The 16,761-nt window shown below is 54.7% G+C and carries 17 protein-coding genes and 1 tRNA gene; 13 read left to right on the top strand and 5 right to left on the bottom strand.

What is annotated here, in order from left to right; all coding sequences use genetic code 11:
• Positions 1-10: 10 nt before the first annotated feature.
• Positions 11-1,444, bottom strand: coding sequence for a DUF4301 family protein (locus tag HMPREF9720_RS08545; RefSeq protein WP_009597811.1), 1,434 nt, complete (start codon positions 1,442-1,444; stop codon positions 11-13).
• 257 nt (positions 1,445-1,701) lie between these two features.
• Here HMPREF9720_RS08545 and murB point away from each other — a divergent pair, with 257 nt between their 5' ends.
• The 13 genes from murB to HMPREF9720_RS16035 all read left to right on the top strand — a co-directional run bounded on the left by murB (position 1,702) and on the right by HMPREF9720_RS16035 (position 12,773).
• On the top strand, positions 1,702-2,715 hold the full coding sequence (gene murB / locus HMPREF9720_RS08540) for a UDP-N-acetylmuramate dehydrogenase (RefSeq protein WP_009597853.1): 1,014 nt from the start codon (positions 1,702-1,704) through the stop codon (positions 2,713-2,715).
• Positions 2,716-2,719: 4 nt separating this feature from the next.
• Entirely contained in the window at positions 2,720-4,063 is a 1,344-nt protein-coding gene (gene tilS / locus HMPREF9720_RS08535) for a tRNA lysidine(34) synthetase TilS (RefSeq protein ID WP_009597897.1), read from the top strand.
• A gap of 88 nt (positions 4,064-4,151) precedes the next feature.
• Complete coding sequence (gene holA / locus HMPREF9720_RS08530) at positions 4,152-5,222, top strand: DNA polymerase III subunit delta (protein ID WP_009597785.1); 1,071 nt, start codon at positions 4,152-4,154, stop codon at positions 5,220-5,222.
• Positions 5,222-5,950 carry an aminotransferase class IV gene (locus HMPREF9720_RS08525; protein ID WP_009597889.1) on the top strand — a complete coding sequence of 243 codons (729 nt, stop codon included), beginning with the start codon at positions 5,222-5,224 and terminating at the stop codon, positions 5,948-5,950. Before holA ends, HMPREF9720_RS08525 begins: the two co-directional genes overlap by 1 nt.
• A gap of 51 nt (positions 5,951-6,001) precedes the next feature.
• Positions 6,002-6,595 carry a DUF6549 family protein gene (locus HMPREF9720_RS08520; RefSeq protein WP_009597812.1) on the top strand — a complete coding sequence of 198 codons (594 nt, stop codon included), beginning with the start codon at positions 6,002-6,004 and terminating at the stop codon, positions 6,593-6,595.
• 58 nt (positions 6,596-6,653) lie between these two features.
• Positions 6,654-7,124, top strand: coding sequence for a pantetheine-phosphate adenylyltransferase (coaD, locus tag HMPREF9720_RS08515; protein WP_014774606.1), 471 nt, complete (start codon positions 6,654-6,656; stop codon positions 7,122-7,124).
• 11 nt (positions 7,125-7,135) lie between these two features.
• A complete protein-coding gene (gene lpxD, locus HMPREF9720_RS08510; RefSeq protein ID WP_009597825.1) occupies positions 7,136-8,170 on the top strand; it encodes a UDP-3-O-(3-hydroxymyristoyl)glucosamine N-acyltransferase in 1,035 nt (344 codons plus the stop codon).
• Between the two features lie 17 nt (positions 8,171-8,187).
• Positions 8,188-9,243, top strand: a complete 1,056-nt coding sequence (locus HMPREF9720_RS08505) for a TlpA disulfide reductase family protein (protein ID WP_009597758.1) — start codon at positions 8,188-8,190, stop codon at positions 9,241-9,243.
• A gap of 65 nt (positions 9,244-9,308) precedes the next feature.
• On the top strand, positions 9,309-9,926 hold the full coding sequence (ruvC, locus tag HMPREF9720_RS08500) for a crossover junction endodeoxyribonuclease RuvC (RefSeq protein ID WP_370867699.1): 618 nt from the start codon (positions 9,309-9,311) through the stop codon (positions 9,924-9,926).
• Between the two features lie 42 nt (positions 9,927-9,968).
• Entirely contained in the window at positions 9,969-11,015 is a 1,047-nt protein-coding gene (locus HMPREF9720_RS08495) for a TlpA disulfide reductase family protein (protein ID WP_009597861.1), read from the top strand.
• Positions 11,016-11,148: 133 nt separating this feature from the next.
• Positions 11,149-11,222: transfer RNA gene (locus HMPREF9720_RS08490), tRNA-Arg, on the top strand.
• Positions 11,223-11,397: 175 nt separating this feature from the next.
• Positions 11,398-12,300 (top strand): tyrosine-type recombinase/integrase, encoded by a 903-nt coding sequence (locus tag HMPREF9720_RS08485; RefSeq protein ID WP_009597768.1) that lies wholly within the window; start codon positions 11,398-11,400, stop codon positions 12,298-12,300.
• Positions 12,297-12,773, top strand: coding sequence for a DUF6642 family protein (locus HMPREF9720_RS16035; RefSeq protein WP_276807239.1), 477 nt, complete (start codon positions 12,297-12,299; stop codon positions 12,771-12,773). The genes HMPREF9720_RS08485 and HMPREF9720_RS16035 overlap by 4 nt, the downstream gene beginning before the upstream one ends.
• Here HMPREF9720_RS16035 and HMPREF9720_RS08475 read toward each other — a convergent pair.
• The 4 genes from HMPREF9720_RS08475 to HMPREF9720_RS08465 are packed head-to-tail and all read right to left on the bottom strand — an operon-like array spanning position 12,770 to position 16,669.
• A complete protein-coding gene (locus tag HMPREF9720_RS08475; protein ID WP_009597857.1) occupies positions 12,770-13,951 on the bottom strand; it encodes a type II restriction endonuclease in 1,182 nt (393 codons plus the stop codon). The two genes, HMPREF9720_RS16035 and HMPREF9720_RS08475, sit on opposite strands and share 4 nt — an antisense overlap.
• Entirely contained in the window at positions 13,938-15,227 is a 1,290-nt protein-coding gene (dcm, locus tag HMPREF9720_RS08470) for a DNA (cytosine-5-)-methyltransferase (RefSeq protein ID WP_276530425.1), read from the bottom strand. Before dcm ends, HMPREF9720_RS08475 begins: the two co-directional genes overlap by 14 nt.
• A gap of 50 nt (positions 15,228-15,277) precedes the next feature.
• Positions 15,278-15,700, bottom strand: a complete 423-nt coding sequence (locus HMPREF9720_RS15145; protein ID WP_009597739.1) for a very short patch repair endonuclease — start codon at positions 15,698-15,700, stop codon at positions 15,278-15,280.
• Between the two features lie 60 nt (positions 15,701-15,760).
• Positions 15,761-16,669: a hypothetical protein gene (locus HMPREF9720_RS08465; RefSeq protein WP_009597859.1), complete on the bottom strand. Its 909-nt coding sequence runs from the start codon at positions 16,667-16,669 to the stop codon at positions 15,761-15,763.
• Between the last annotated feature and the right edge of the window lie 92 nt (positions 16,670-16,761).

Genomic DNA, 16,761 nt, shown 5'->3' with positions numbered 1-16,761 from the left:
CACCCCAAGATTACTGATGCTGGGGACGCAGCAGGTCCTGCACCACTTTGACGGGCGAGAAGGTTGTAATGGGCACGTCCACGAAGACCGTATTCCACTTGGCCATGGCGCCGTTCCACAGGCCGGGAAGTTCCTGCGCGCGCAGATCGCGGCCGCCGCTCGACTTCGACGAAATGAAGCCCGTCGAAGGATCGGTGTACCTGCGCAGGTCGAAGCGGACGCCTTTCGAATTCTTCATGCCGCAGACCAGATCGACGGGATTGAAGTGCGTGGCCGACCGCATCAGCGGCAGGTCGTCGGGGCCGATCTGGCTCGATTCGGCGATCTGGAGCGACTGCGTGCCGTCGGGGTTTCCGACCCAGAAAGGACCGCCGCCCGGTTCGCCCTCGTTGCGGACCATGCCGCAGACACGGATCGGACGGTCGAGCACGGCGCGGAGCACGGCCGAATCGTAACTGCCGGGCAGCTTCACGCAGAGCCGCTTCTCGATGAATTCGACGATCGGCTCCAGCTCGGCGCCACCGACTTCGAGCGCCTTGAGGTATTCGAACGCACGCTCCTGAAGGTCGAGCAGGATGCCTGCCAGCACCTTCTTGTAACGGATCGTATCGCCGCGCTGCGCATCGGTGGTGACGTTGTCGATGTTCTTGATGAACACCACGTCGGCGTCGATCTCGTTCAGGTTTTCGATCAGCGCGCCGTGGCCCGCAGGGCGGAACAGCAGCGTACCGTCGTCCTGCCGGAAGGGCGTGTTGTCGGGATTGACGGCGATGGTGTCGGTCGAGGGTTTCTGCACCGAGAACGAGATGTCGTAACGGATGCCGAAACGCTTCTCGTAAACAGGCACCTTCGCGGCCAGCAGCTCCTGAAATCCTTCGATATGTTCGGGCGAAACCGTGAAATGAATCTTCGCCACGCCGTTCGCGGCCGCATAGACCGCCCCTTCGACCAGATGTTCCTCGACCGCCTTGCGCGCGCCTTCGGGATAGGCGTGGAAGGTGACGAGTCCTTTGGGTTTGCGGCCGTAGCCGAGTCCTTCGTTCACGATGGCGCTGACGATGGTCCGGTCGTCGGCGCCGGCCGGAAGCAGGGCTTTCAGCTCAGGCCAGAAGGCGAATTTCCCGATGTTTTCGAGCAGGGTGTCGATCCCCTTGCCGCGCTTGCCGTCGTTCACGAACTCGAAAAGCTCCTTGAACATACGCGTCGCGGCGCCCGACGCAGGCACGAACTTCACAACGGACAGTCCGGCGGCGGCCTGCTCGTAACGTTCGGCGGCGGCAGCGGCCTCGGTGTCGCTCAGCGTCAGCACGCCGTCGCCGGGTGAGGCGGCGCGCACGACGTTGAGAAAAGGAAATCCGCGGCGGAAATTCTCCAGCTGCAACTCGACCGCTTCGGGGATCAGTCCGTGTTTTTCGATCTGCTGTAAATCTTGTTGTGTAAACATAGGTATTCAGGTATTTTGTTTTTTACGGTTCAGAGAAACATCTCACCAAAATTACTAAATTATTTCTAACTTTGCGCAAGATTGCACATTTTCCGTACCCGCGCCCGCACCGGACGACGCTGTACAAGGAGCCGAGGGGGGGGGCATCCCGCCCGGAGCGCCGCAAGGACCGCTCCGGAACGGGCGCACGGAGAATATATGCGCCCAACGCCCGCCGGTACAACCGGGCGAACGACAAACAAACAGAAACAGACGGCATGATCCGAGAATTCCACCAAATCGACCTGAGCGGACGCAACAGCTTCGGCGTCGGACAGCAGGCGGCGCGTCTCGCCGAATTCGAGACCGAAGAGGACCTGCGCACGATCTTCAGCGGCGGCGTGCCCGAACGCTGGGCGGTGCTGAGCGGCGGCAACAACATCCTCTTCACACGCGACTACGACGGACTGCTGCTGACGCCCGTCGCCCGGCAGATCACGCCCCTCGGCGAAGAGGGCGACACGGTCCGCGTGCGGGCCGATGCGGGCGTCGAGTGGGACGACCTCGTGGAATGGGCCGTGGAACGCGGCCTGTGGGGAATCGAAAACCTTTCGCTCATACCCGGCAAGGCGGGCGCGGCCCCGGTGCAGAACATCGGCGCATACGGCTGCGAAGCCAAAGACGTGATCGAGCGGGTGCACATGTTCTGCACCGACAACCGCTCGGCAATGGTCATCGACGCCGGACACTGCTGCTTCGGCTACCGCGAAAGCATCTTCAAGCACGAACTGCGGGGGCGCGTCATCATCACGGCCGTGGACATCCGGCTTTCGCGCACGCCGCGGCCGCGGCTGGGCTACGGCGACGTGGAGCGTGAGGTCGAAGCCCGCGGCGGAGTCACGCTGCGCAACATCCGCGAAGCGATCTGCGCCATCCGCCGCGCCAAGCTTCCCGATCCGAAGGTGACGGGCAACGCGGGCAGCTTCTTCAAAAACCCGGTCGTGGACGAGTGCGTGGCGCGGCAGCTGCAGGCCCAGTGGCCCGACATGCCGGTTTACCCGGCGGCGGGATGCGCCGGCAGGGTGAAGCTGGCGGCCGGCTGGCTCATCGACAAGGCCGGGCTGAAAGGCTACAAGCGCGGAAGAGTCGGCGTCCACGAACGGCAGGCCCTCGTGCTGGTGAATCTGGGCGGCGCGACGGGCGGCGAAGTGATCGACTTCGCCCACACGGTGCAGATGCGCGTTCACGAAAAATTCGGCATAGAAATAGACACCGAAGTCAATATATTTTAATCGTATGGCACTTTTAGAAGCTTTCCGCAAATACATCGCCGACAACGATCTGGCAACGCACGACGACCGCATTCTGCTGACCGTTTCGGGCGGCGTGGACTCGATGGTCATGCTGTCGCTCTTCACGCGCAGCGGCTACCGGGTCGGCGTGGCACACTGCAATTTCCAGCTGCGGGGCGCGGAGAGCGACGAGGACGAGGTGTTGGTGGAGGAAGAGGCGCGGAAATACGGCGTCGAGTTCTACAACAAACGCTTCGAAACGGCGGCCGAAATGGAGCGCACGGGCGAGTCGATGGAGATGGCCGCCCGGCGGCTGCGCTACGCATGGTTCGACGCCCTGAGCCGCGAACACGGCTACACGGTGGTGGCGATCGCCCACCATGCCGACGACTCGATCGAGACGTTCTTCATCAACCTGCTGCGCGGCACGGGCCTGCGCGGGCTGACGGGCATTTCGACGCAGGTCGGCAAGGTCGTCAGACCGCTGATGTTCGCTTCGCGCAAGGAGATTCTGGAGTACGCCGTCGCCAACCGCATCCCCTTCCGGGAGGATTCGTCGAACCGCTCGACCAAGTACCTGCGCAACAAGATACGGCTGGGCCTGATTCCCCGCATCCGGGAGATCAACCCCAAGTTCACGAGTCTCATGCGCCGCAACATCGCGCGGCTGACCGACGCCCAACTCTTCATCAACCACGGCATCGAACGCATACGCGGCGAAGCGGTGACCACCGAGAACGGACTGGACACGATACACCTCGACCGCATCGACCCCGCGTTCCCGCAGGAATTCGTCATCTACGAACTGCTCAACTCGGCCTACGGATTCAAGGGCGACGTCATCGACTCGCTCTGCCATTCGCTCAGGCACGGCATGACGGGCCGCCGCTTCTACTCGCGCGAGCGGGTCGCCTACGTGGACCGCGGCACGATCGTCGTGGCCCCGATCGCCCCCGGCGACGCATGTATGGTGACCGTCGAGCGGGGCGTGCCGCGCAGTTACTGCGGCAACTCGGCGCTCTACTTCGAATACTGCGACATCGACGCGATCAAGAACTTCGGCGTACCGGAGCACATCGCGCAGGTCGATGCCGACCTGCTGAAATTCCCGCTCACGCTGCGCCGCTGGCGCGAGGGAGACTGGTTCATTCCCTTCGGCATGGCGGGCCGCAAGAAGGTGAGCGACTTCCTGATCGACGCCAAGGTCTCGATGCCCGAAAAAGAGCGGCAGTTCGTACTGCTGTCGGGCGACGAGATCGTATGGCTCGTCGGCCGCCGCATCGACGACCGCTACCGCCTGACGCCTGACACGGAAAACGTGCTGCGCATCACCAAAGAGATTGTATAACACGACCGGGAGCGGCGATTCAGCCCCTTCCGCCGCGGGGACGCGGAAACGCCCCCGCATCCGGCTCGGCCGGACCAATGACTGAGATATGGCCAAAAGCGCACTGAAATTCAAAGATTCCGTCGCCGCATACGAAAAGCTGGCGCAGGAGATCGCCGCACGGCGGTTCGCCCCCGTGTACCTGCTCATGGGCGAGGAGAGCTACTTTATCGACGCCATCGCCGAGCGGCTCGCGACGACGGTGCTCGGCGAAGCCGAACGGGCTTTCAACCAGATCACCGTCTACGGCAAGGACTCCGAGGCGGGACAGGTCATCAACCTCTGCCGCCAGATGCCGATGATGGGATCGTATCAGGTCGTCATCCTCAAGGAGGCGCAGCAGCTGCGCGGACTGGACAAACTCTCGCTCTACACGCAGAAACCCTCGCCCACGACGATCCTCGTGATCTGCCACAAGGAGAAGAACGCCGACAAACGCTCGGCATTCTACAAGGGCTGCGCCGCCAATGGAGCGGTGCTCGAATCGGTGCGCCCGCGCGACTACGAAATCGCCTCGTGGCTCCAGCAGTTCATCGCCAAAAAGGGACTCGCCATCGACGCCAAGGCGCTCTCGATGCTCACCGACCACCTCGGAACCGACATTTCGAAAATCTCGAACGAGCTGGGCAAGCTGGTCGTATCGCTGCCCGAAGGGACCAAGCGCATCACCGACGCCGACATCGAGGCCAACATCGGCATCTCGAAGGATTTCAACAACTTCGAGCTATGCAAGGCCGTAGTGACCAGAGACATGGCGCGCGCGCTGATGATCGCCGAGCACTTCGCCCGCAACCCCAAGGACAACCCGCTGCTGGTCACCGTGCTGGCGCTGTTCGGCCAGTTCAAGGAGCTGTTCGTCGTGAACTACCTGCGCTGGACGGCGCGCCACAAGGGCATGCCCTTTCCCTCCGACGCCGAACTGATGCGCATCCTCAAGAAAAACAACGTCTACGTACTGGGCGAGATCAAGCAGAACGCCGCCAACTGGGACAACCGCAGGGTATTCAACATCCTCGGCCTGCTGCGCGAATACGACGCCAAAAGCAAGGGCATGAACGCCGGCGGAGCGTCGGACGGAGAGCTGCTGCGCGAACTGCTGCTCAAAATCTTCCTACTCTGATGCAGGAGGTCTACCTATACCAGACCGTTCACATCCTCGGCGGCAGGTCTCTCCACCTGCCGGCGCATCTGGCCGTACTCGACCGCTGGTCGCGCGAACTTTTCGGCCGTCCGGCAGGACTCCGCCAGCAGCCCCTCGCCCGGCAGATCGAAGCGCTCGCGGCGCAGACGGCGCCTGCGGACTGCGACCTCTCGCAGTTCGTGCGGATCGTCGTTCCTGCATCGGGCGATCCCGCCTTCCGGCTCGAATCCGCAGGCATATCGCTCTACCGGGGATACGACCTGCGCAGTCTGATGCCCGACGCCGTGACGCTGCAATACGACATGCCGTTTCCCGAAGCTCCGACTTCGGCGCGCGAAGCCGCCGCCGGACTGGCCCGCCAGCAGGCCCGTCTGCACGGCGCATCGGTCGCCGTGCGCTGCGACGGCGACGGCATCGTCCGCACGGCCGACAACGCCCCGCTGTTCGCCGTGCGGGGCAAAACGGCGTTCGTCTCCCCGGCGGAAGCCTGCGTCGAACAGGAATTGGGCCTGCGGGCCGTCGAGGCGGCGGGACTCGAACTGGAAGAGCGCCCGGTAATGCGCGACGAGCTGCCGCGCTTCGACGAACTCTTCTACGTCGATCACCGGGGCGTCACCGCCCTCGCCCACTGCGACGGACATCCCTGCATGGCGATTCTCGCGGAACGGGTCGCCCAATCGCTCGGCGGGCTGTTTCCGAAAATGTAGAAACCGAACGGGCCCGGCCCGCGCTATCTTCGCCGGAAAACCCGTTTCACCATGAAAAAATACCTGTTTCTTTACGCCGTCGCCGTGACGGCTCTGCTGGTATGCGGCTACGGCCGCTACCGCCGCGAAAACCGTCGCCTGACCCAGAACCAACACGCCCTTGCGGCCGGCATCGAACGCTACCGCACGCGTCTGGGGCAAGAAGCGGCATCGGTGCAGGCCCTGCGTCTGCGCTGCGCCGAATTCGAAGAGCTGCGGGCCGCAGACGCTGCCGAAATCCGCCGGCTCGGAATCAAACTCCGCCGTCTGGAAGCTGCGGCCCGGACAGCCACGGCCACGAAGGTCGAGATACGGACCCCGGTGCGCGATACGGTCGTCGTGCGGCTGAGCGACACGCTCGTCGTCCGCGACACCCTGCGGCTGTTCCGCTGGCGCGACGCGTGGGTGCGTGTCGAAGGCGCCGTCACCGCCGACTCGGTCCTGTGCCGCGTGGAGAGCGCCGATACCCTGCGGCAGGTCGTACACCGCATTCCGCGGCGTTTTCTCTTCATCCGCTGGGGCACGAAAGCCCTGCGGCAGGAGATCGTCCCGTCGAATCCGCACACGCGGATCGTCTATTCGGAGTACGTAAAAATCGAACGGTAGGACAAAATATCGGGAAAAGATAACTCCCTATTCCCAAATATTATTACCTTTGTCCGATATGGAAAGGACTGCAATCTTCCCCGGATCGTTCGACCCGTTCACCCGCGGCCATGCCGCGCTGGTAGACGAAGCGCTCAATCTCTTCGACCGCGTGGTCATCGGCATCGGCAACAACACCGCGAAAACGGGGCTGCTGACCGTCGCCAACCGCAAGCGGCTGATCGACGACCTCTACGCCGGCAATCCGCGCGTCGAAGCCCATATCTACACGGGGCTTACGGGCGAGTTTGCCGAGAAGGCCGGCGCCTGCGCCATCATCCGCGGCGTGAGGAACACCACCGACTTCGAGTACGAGCGCACGATGGAGGCGACCAACCACCGCATCTACCCCGACATCACGACCGTAATGCTCTTCACCCCCTCGCCCGTGGCCGACATATCCTCGTCGACCGTGCGCGAGGTGCTTTCGTTCGGCCGTTCGGTGGAGGAGTTCATGCCCAAAGGAATCGACATAAACAAATACTTATAAACAGAATCGTTATGATGGAATTCACGGCCGAAATGATCGCCGGATTTTTAGGCGGCGACATCGTCGGCGACAAAGAGACGAAAGTACACACCGTATCTTCGATCGAGGAGGGCAAGGCGGGCTCGCTGACCTACCTCACCAACCCCAAATACGAAACGTTCCTCTACAGCACGGGCGCATCGATCGTGCTGGTAAACCGTTCGTTCGAACCTTCGCAGCAGGTCTCGGCTACGCTCATCAAGGTGGACGACGCCGCCGCCTGCGTGCTCAAACTGCTCGAAATGTACAACGCCGCCAAGCCCCGCCGCAGCGGTATCAGCAAGCTGGCTTCGGTCGCTGAAAAGGCCGAGGTGGGCGCCGACTGCTACATCGGGGATTTCACGGTGGTCGAAGCGGGCGTGAAAATCGGCAAGAACTGCCAGATCTATCCGCAGGTTTACCTCGGAGCGGGGGTTACGGTGGGCGAAGGCACGATCCTCTACCCCGGAGTCAAGGTATACGAAGGCTGCCGGATCGGCCGCAACTGCATCCTGCACGCGGGAGCCGTGGTCGGCGCCGACGGTTTCGGCTTCATGCCCAACGCCGCGGGCGGTTTCGACAAGATTCCGCAGCTGGGCAACGTGGTGATCGAAGACGACGTAGAGATCGGGGCCAACACCTGCATCGACCGCGCCAAGACCGATTCGACGGTGATCCGCCGGGGCGTCAAGCTCGACAACCTGATTCAGATCGGACACAACGTCCAGATCGGCGAAAACACCGTATCCTCGGCCCAGACCGGCATCGCCGGCACCTCGCGGGTGGGGCGCAACTGCTTCCTCGCCGGACAGGTCGGCATCGCCGACCACGTGAACGTCGGCGACTTCGTGAAGATCGGTTCGAAGAGCGGACTGGATAAGGACGTGCCCGACGGCGAAGTGCGCTTCGGCTACCCGGCGCTGCCCGGCATGCAGTACCACCGTTCGGCGGCGGTCTTCAAGCGGCTGCCCGAACTGGAAAAACTGGTGCACAATCTGGAAAAACAGCTGGCAGAACTCAAAAAATAAACCAATATTCTTGCACAATGAAAAAAGCATTTCTCTTCGCAGCTTCCGCAGCCGTGCTGTGCAGTTGCAGCACGCAGCCCAAATACGTCGTCGAAGGCGACATCGCCGGGCTCGAAGGCACCGTCTACCTGTTCCAGCAGGACAGCCTGATCGACTCGGCCGTCGTGAAATCGGGTAAGTTCCGCTTCAGCGGTCCCGCCGGAGCGCCCGCGATGCACTACCTGCTCGACTCGCGCGACGGACAGCCGCAGGCGTTCGCCATGCAGCTCATCCTCGAACCGGGTACGATCTCGATCAAGAGCGACGCCGACGATCCGCAGGTGCGCCACACCACCGGCACCCCGGCCAACGACGCCGCCGAAGCCTACACGGCCGCCAGCCGCGCGCTGATCACCGAGTACCGCGACGCTGCGACCACCGACCAGCGGCGCGAAGCGATCGAAGAGGAGTTCGAGCAGTTGACCCGCACCTCGGTAGAGGCCAACCGCGACAACTTCTTCGGCGTCATGCTGATGCCCAACATGGCCTACGAGCTTTCGGGGCAGGAGATTCTCGACCAGATCGCCAAATTCTCGCCCGAAATGCAGCAGACCAAAGAGCTGACGGAGCTGAAAGCCACCGCCGAGCAGAAAAAGCGCACCGACGTGGGCCAGCCCTACATCAACATCCTGCAGAGCGACGCCGAGGGCCAGATCGTCACCCTGACTTCGGTGATCGAGAATCCGGCCAACAAATACACGCTCGTGGACTTCTGGGCTTCGTGGTGCGGTCCCTGCATGGGCGAAGTTCCCCACCTGAAAGAGACCTACGACAAGTTCCACAAGAAGGGCTTCGAAATCTACGGCGTGTCGTTCGACAACAACCGCGACAAGTGGCTCGCCGCCGTCAAGGACAACGGCATGAAGTGGATTCAGGTCAGCGACCTGAACGGTTTCGACAATCCCGCAGCGAAGGATTACGCCGTTCAGGGCATTCCCTCGAACTTCCTGATCGACGCTTCGGGCAACATCGTCGCCAAGAACCTGCGCGGCGAAGACCTCTACAAAAAGGTCGAGGAGCTGCTCGGCAAATAACCACCGCCGTACAACCTGCCCCTCCGAACTGCGACACGCCGTCCGGAGGGGCTTTTTCGAACGATATGACCCCAACGGAAAAATACCGCATCATGGGCATCGACCCCGGCACCAACTACATGGGTTACGGCGTATTGGAGATCGACGGACGCAGCGTGCGCTCGGTCGTCTTGGGCGACATCGACCTGCACAAGCTTTCGGATCCGTACGTCAAACTGCGCTATATCTTCGAACGGGTCGGGGCGCTGATCGACCAGTACGCCCCGCGCGAAGTGGCGCTCGAATCGCCGTTCTTCGGCGAGAACGTGCAGTCGATGCTCAAACTGGGACGGGCGCAGGGCGTGGCCATGGCAGCGGCGCTGAGCCGCGGCCTGCCCGTTTCGGAATACGCCCCGATGCGCATCAAGCAGAGCATCACGGGACGCGGATCGGCCGCCAAGGAGCAGGTCGCCGCCATTGTCTGCCGCATCCTCTCGCTGGAACAGCCGCCCAAGCGGCTCGACGCCACCGACGGCATGGCCGTGGCGCTCTGCCACCACTTCACGATCTCCAATCCGCTCAATGCCGCGATGGGCGACGAGCGCGTCAAAGGATTGGGCGGCGGCAAGAAGGCCGCATCGAAAGGCGGCTCCCAAAGCTGGGAGAAATTCCTCAGGGAGCACCCCGACCGGGAGATCAAGTAACCGCACCGCAAACCCTAATTTTCGACAGCAACCGAACGATATATGAAGAAAATCCTTCTCACGGCTTCAACGGCCGCCCTCCTCTGCGGATGCGGCGGTCCGAATTACTCCATCACGGGCAACGCAGGACTCGAACCGGGCGACTCGGTATTCCTGATCGGCAGCGGCCGTACGGAACTGGCCGCCGGCATCGTATGCGCCGACAGCACGATCCGGCTGCAGGGCCGTGTCGCCGAACCGGAGATCGCCCGGCTGGCCAATCAGGAGCGCATCCCCGTCGGCACCGCCGTCATCTTCCTCGAACCGGGCGACATCCGCACGGTTCCGACGGACGACAGACGGGTTTACGCGGTATCCGGCACGCCGCTGAACGACAGAAAACGGGAGTTCGACGAGCGAATGGCCGACTTCGACCGCAAATTCCGCGAACTTCCCCTCGACGCACCGGCCGACTCGCTCTATGCGGATTACAACAAGCTGGTTCCGGAGAGCATCGAAGCCAATCTGGACAACCTTTTCGGGGCATACCTCTTCTCCGTCTACGAATTCGACGGCAACGACATCGCCGCAGCCAAAACCCGTCTGAAGCAATTTCCGGCCGCCGTGCAGGCTCACTCCATCCTGCAGCGAATCGCCGAAAAAGTCGCAGCGACCGAAAACACCGAGATCGGCAAACCCTACATGGACCTCACGCTGCCCGATGCCGCAGGCGAACCGGTGGCGCTTTCGGGGATCGTCGGCAAAGGCCGCTGGGTACTGCTCGACTTTTGGGCGACGTGGTGCGGCCCCTGCTGCCGGGAAATCCCGCATCTGCGCGAGGCATACGCCGCCTGCAAAAGCAAGGGATTGGAAATTTACGGCGTTTCGCTCGACAACGACGCCGCCAAATGGAAAACGTTCGTGGCGGACAACGACATGCCATGGATCAATGTGCTGGGCGTGAGTGCAGACAAGCGAAGCGATGCAGCCGCCATGTACGGCATTTCGTCGATTCCCGCGAATTTCCTGATCTCGCCGGAGGGGATTATCGTCGCCAGAGACCTGCGCGGCGAAAATATCAAGGCCCGGCTGGAGGAAGCAATGCGTTGATCGTCAGCGGACAAACCCCTGACAATCGGTCCGATGCGCCGGCATGCGATTTTTCAGGGCATCTTTTTTCACAAAATTACGCCCAATAATTTGCGAGTTTCGGATTTTCGCCCTATATTTGCACTCGCAATTCGGCACCGTAGCTTAATTGAATAGAGCATCTGACTACGGATCAGAAGGTTACAGGTTTGAGTCCTGTCGGTGTCACAAAATCGCATCAGTAAACCGTTGTAAGTTAATAACTTGCGACGGTTTTTCTTTGCCCCGGGTAAAACATAGGTAAAACATTTTTTATTTTCTAAATACCTATTTATCAAACACTTACATTTGCAAATATAGAATTTATTTTGTAGTTTTACGGTAACAAATCACTGAAAACTGCATGACAAACGAGATTATTCGGTCGAATCGGTTGGAATTACTGAAAAACGAGGTATTCGGCGCACTGGATGTCACGGATGCAACACGCAACGAATACCGGGTGCGGATCACGCATTTCATTCGGTATGCGGAAACACACGGCATCAACCGCAATTCTTATTTGGATTATAAACGGTATTTAGCTGGTATCGACACATTCAGCGTATCGACCAAAAACAAATACCTGATTGCGGCGAAAATCTTTTTGGACGGATTGCATCGGTTGAATTTGATTCCGCAGAAAATTACGGATCATGTCCGCGGATTCACGCAGTGCCGACTGCACCGCAAAGAGGGCTTGCAGGATGCCGACATCGGAAAGTTACAACGGTATTGTTCCGACTTACCGCCTGCCCCGCAAAATTTGAGATTGAGAGCGCTTGTCGCTCTCTTTTTGTTTCAAGGGCTTCGGCAGATCGAGGTCGTCCGGTTGGATGTCGGGGACATTGACCTGCGGAACAAGACCGCATTCATCCGCGGCAAAAGCCGGGACGATAAAGAGCCGATTCATTTGCACCCCTCAACGGTCCGGGTACTGCGGGAATATCTGAATTGTTACCGATTCCGGAGCGGCGCACTGTTCCGCAGTGACAGCAACCATTGCCGGGGCGAAAGGCTTACGACCAAATCGGTCCGGGAGATCATAAAACGGATATTTGCAGAATTGGAGATCGACGGAAGCACGCATGGCTTCCGTCATTTCTTTATTACCAAATTAATCAAATCCTATAAAGGGGAATTATTGATGGTGTCGAAATACAGCCGTCACCGGAGTATTCAGATGCTCGAAGTTTACAACGACGAGATTATCCGCGAGCAGGATTTACCCCGGTTTTACGAAGTCTTTAAAGAGATACGGATATGAAGAAGCAACTACCCCGGAATATCTATTGTTTAGAGGGAAATTGGAGAACGAACCCGCGGTGCAAACAAAGCGTGCGCCCGATGCTCGACATATTGCGGGATGCCGCAGGGATAAAATACATTTACCGCAAATGCAACACGCGGGAAGAGTTCTTCGAATATTTGCGGCAATACACGTTCGAGCGTTACCGGAATTATACGATTCTATACATTGCCTTTCACGGCAGGCCGAATAAAATACAGATCGGACGGGACCTTGTGACGTTACGCGAGATTGCGGACGTTTTGGAGGGGTTTTTAGCGCATCGGATCGTTTACTTCGGAAGTTGTAGCACCATGCGCACGAAACGCGCAAATATCGACGATTTCCTGCATCGTACAAAAGCAGACATCCTCGCAGGCTACCGCAAGGATGTCGATTTTATTCAGGCCACGGCGTGGGAGATGATGCGATTCGCCAATTTTTTATATTAAAGTCTATTTTGTTTTGCTTTGACAAATCCCGTGAAAACATTTAAAGGCATTATTTTATCTTGAAAACTCTCGTCGAAATATCTAATATATGGTTTGGGAACAACCAAACATACTTTTTCTCTATACATTTCCGCTAATTGATTCTTAGATACTCCTTGTTGAAGTGTGAAAAGATGTTTTACAGGAATTCGATCAGCTTCATTGAGAATCTGCCTCCATCTGTCTTTACAGGTTGTTTTAGCACCTAAACAAATCAGATCATCTGCCGGAAATTCAAAATTATGGTATGATGCACCATCAGGAAAGATAAAATCCGGTTTTTTATGTTCCTCTGTTATTACTTGAGTTTCAAATTTCAGATCACAAAATTTGAAAATTGTTTCCAAATGGTGCTCCAATGATTTCCCTGCACGACTTTTCCTTCGGTTGAGAATTTGATTAGAATAAGAAATAAGACTTTCAATATCTGAAAACCCTGTTTTTAGAACCGGATCATATAGCTTTGCTTCAAATGCCCGGAATAATTCATATTCTGTATCAATCCATGCCAACAATTGTTTATCAGGCTCAGAACAAATGGTATTCTTATTGATCTTATGAGCCTGCATGTAACTATCTTTGGCATATTTTGCCATAACAGAAGTTTCCGGGAACCAATCATGACGCTCTAAGATATTCCGGAATAAGCCTGTTAAGATATCTTTTGGACTATATTCAATGTTCCTATTTATAAGTGCATTAGTTTCAGTAGGGCTCAAGCCGAATGTATCCAGAAACTCTTCAATATCTTCATCTGCCGAAAGAATGTAACCCTCATAAAAATCCCCTTCAATATGGCAAAGAATAAATAAATCACCCACATTATCTTCTGTCAAATAGGGGAAATTTCGGCCAAATCGTGTTAAACGATATTCGTTTCTAGTTCCTTTCCCATAATAAATAAAACGGCTTTCTGTTTCAAAATCCTTTTGCCATTTTATTTTCACTGTACGATCCTTGTTTTCGCCTCTTACTCCTGGCTGGTCAAACATTAAAGACCAAGCACTTTTAGGCATATAATAACCAGCCTGATGCGCTCCGGTAGAACCAGCATCATTAGCTGCCGTAAATTTACAAAATGCCTTATCAGCTCTGCCCACAGCCTCAACTGCGAGTTTAACAAGATTACCGTCTTTCATTTTCCAACATTGCTTTTACAAGGTTTCCGGCCACTGCTGTAATAAGAGGGACCACAACAGAATTTCCACACTGATGGTATGCCTGTACATCCGACACTTCATCAATGATATATTTATCATCATATCCCATTAAACGGGCACATTCACGAGTTGTAAGCCTACGCGGATTAAGCCCTCCTTCTTGTGGAATAAGGATTTCAGAACCATCCTTATAATACCGGGCACTCAATGTCCGGGCAATACCGTCTAAATCAACAAGACCAAAGCCAAATCCATTCCCGCTATCCTGATGCTTTTTCGCATAATTTTGCAAATACACCCAAAGTTTATCTGTTAAAGTATATTTCGGATCAACTTCAGGTTCCAAGATATTCCGGATTTTGTGAGATACATCTTTTAATTCCGGGAATTTAAACTTTTCCACGCCATGAAAAAGATTATTTCGAAATCCCACAATCATAATACGCTCACGATGTTGAGGAACAAAATATTTCCCATCCATAACTTGATAATGAATCGTATACCCTAACTCGCGCAGAGTGTTCGATATTACACGAAATGTATTTCCTCCGTCATGTGATTGTAGATTTTTTACATTCTCTAAGAAAAAGGCTTTCGGCTGTTTCCTGCGAATAATTTCTGCAACATCAAAAAACAAGGTTCCTTGTGCTTCATCTTGAAATCCATGTGCTCTTCCAAGACTGTTCTTTTTAGAAATTCCAGCAATCGAGAATGGTTGACAAGGAAATCCTGCACATAAAATATCGAATCCGTCGGGAATATACTCTTTAATCTCGTCTTTTGTAATATCCCCGAATGGAACCTCTCCAAAATTTGCCAGATAAGTTTGTTGTGCGTATTTGTTCCATTCCGATGAAAAAACGCAACGTCCCCCGTAGTGTTGCATTGCCAACCTGAATCCTCCCATTCCTGCGAATAGATCAATAAAAGTAAATTTAACCCGCTTGGGAGATGGGAATGGTATATTTATGGCATCTGAAAATAATCCGAGTTCCTGTATGTTTTTCAGGACAATCGCCTTTTTATCCATTGTAGGATATAATGCAGTAAGAATTGTTTGCAAATATTTTCTGCAATTCTTACTATATACCTTTGCTGATTTTCTTCCGCTGTTATGCATCCAGTGAGTGATAACAGCAAGCATCTCATCGGTGGGAGGAAGATCTGGTACCTTGATTTTAATCTTATTATTCAGAATATCCACCACTGTAAGATCTTTTGGCTCGATCTTGGGCTGGGTATTATTTTTTTTCATCTTCATTCATTTCTATGGTTACAAAGATAAGAATTTAGATGGCATCTTTTCTACTTTAATGTTAGAATAATCTTAGATAAATTTAATAAAGTATCATCTCTAATTGCAGGTTTCAACTGGCATTCCCAAATTGTAATGACACGCCAACCTGACTTTTTTAAAGCAAGAATATTTGCCTGATCCCGGTCTATATTTCTATTAATCTTATCCAGCCACCATTCAGTCCTCGTTTTAGGAATAACAAAATAACGACAGTTTTTATGACCATGCCAAAAACAGCCATTTACAAAAATGGCTGTTTTGTATTTAGGTAATACGATATCAGGGGTTCCGGGCAATTTTTTAACATTAATTCTATATCTGAATCCACATGCAAACAAATATTTTCTCACCCAAATTTCCGGCTTGGTGTTTTTGCTTTTAACACAACTCATGTTGTAACTACGAGTATCAGCGTCATGCACATCTGCCATTATCCAAATTGTGTTATATTTAAATATATTGGAGCTGGGAAAATTTACAATTTTCTCTAATTAGAGTTCTGCAAGCGTTTCTGCGAATTTGGATTTAATTTCCCGTTCCAGTCGCGCTGTTTTATACGCGTCCATTCTTTTCAGAAAATTAATTGTCGCACGCTTCTCTTTTCGATACTCAACTTCTCCGACCTGCTTTTTTAAGTAGTTCAGATAAAGTTGATAATCAGCAGATGTTACAAAGATATATCTTTTTACGACATCTTGTGATATTTCGTCATATTTCAGATAAAAATTTCGGAACGATACGTTTTCAAAAAAATCTTTCAGTTGTCGTTTGAGTATGCTGTAATAATGAAAATTCATTAGCCCCGTCCCTCTGAAATCCCGAAACCCGTGCGCCCGCAGATATTTCCTTTTCAGCATCACTTCAAAACGCAAGATATTTTCCGGAATCAAATGACGTTCCTTGACGGGAACGCGGCCTTTCCGAATTGCATCGTATGTCTTATCATAGCATTTCAACGTATATTCGGATAAAGGACATTTTGTCCCTGCATAATGGCTCGTTCCGGATAACGGCGTCATCGGGATAAATGGTCTGCCGGAATAACTATGCACCATCTGTATATAGCGCATCGGCTCACAGGCCATTTGCAAATTAATTCCGATCTCGATACTCGATACAATATATTTCTCAGCAGGGATGCCGATAATATCCACCAAGGTCCGCATGGCTTCGATTGATTCTTTGATTGTAAATAAAGAATAATTATTCCCTTTTGCAAACCGGTGCAATGATCCCTCAACCATTAATCGCCGACCAACATATTTAAATTTTAAATTCTTTATGGTCGAGAGATAGGTTTCTGCTTCAAGTCTATCAACACCAATAGGAATTAAATCCAATCTTTTTTCTACGGTCTCCATATCAACATCGTCAATATAGAATTTAATTCGGTCAATCATGGAATTATGTTTCGGTTATAACAAATATAAAAAAAGCAGGGTAATTTACCCTGCTTTTGTCTTTTTATTTTGCGTCAATAATATAATTACCA

It is taken from the genome of Alistipes sp. HGB5, assembly GCF_000183485.2.
In the GTDB taxonomy this organism is placed as follows: domain Bacteria; phylum Bacteroidota; class Bacteroidia; order Bacteroidales; family Rikenellaceae; genus Alistipes; species Alistipes finegoldii.
Note: the sequence above shows the minus strand (reverse complement) of the source record. Positions and strands in the feature narration are given on the sequence as shown.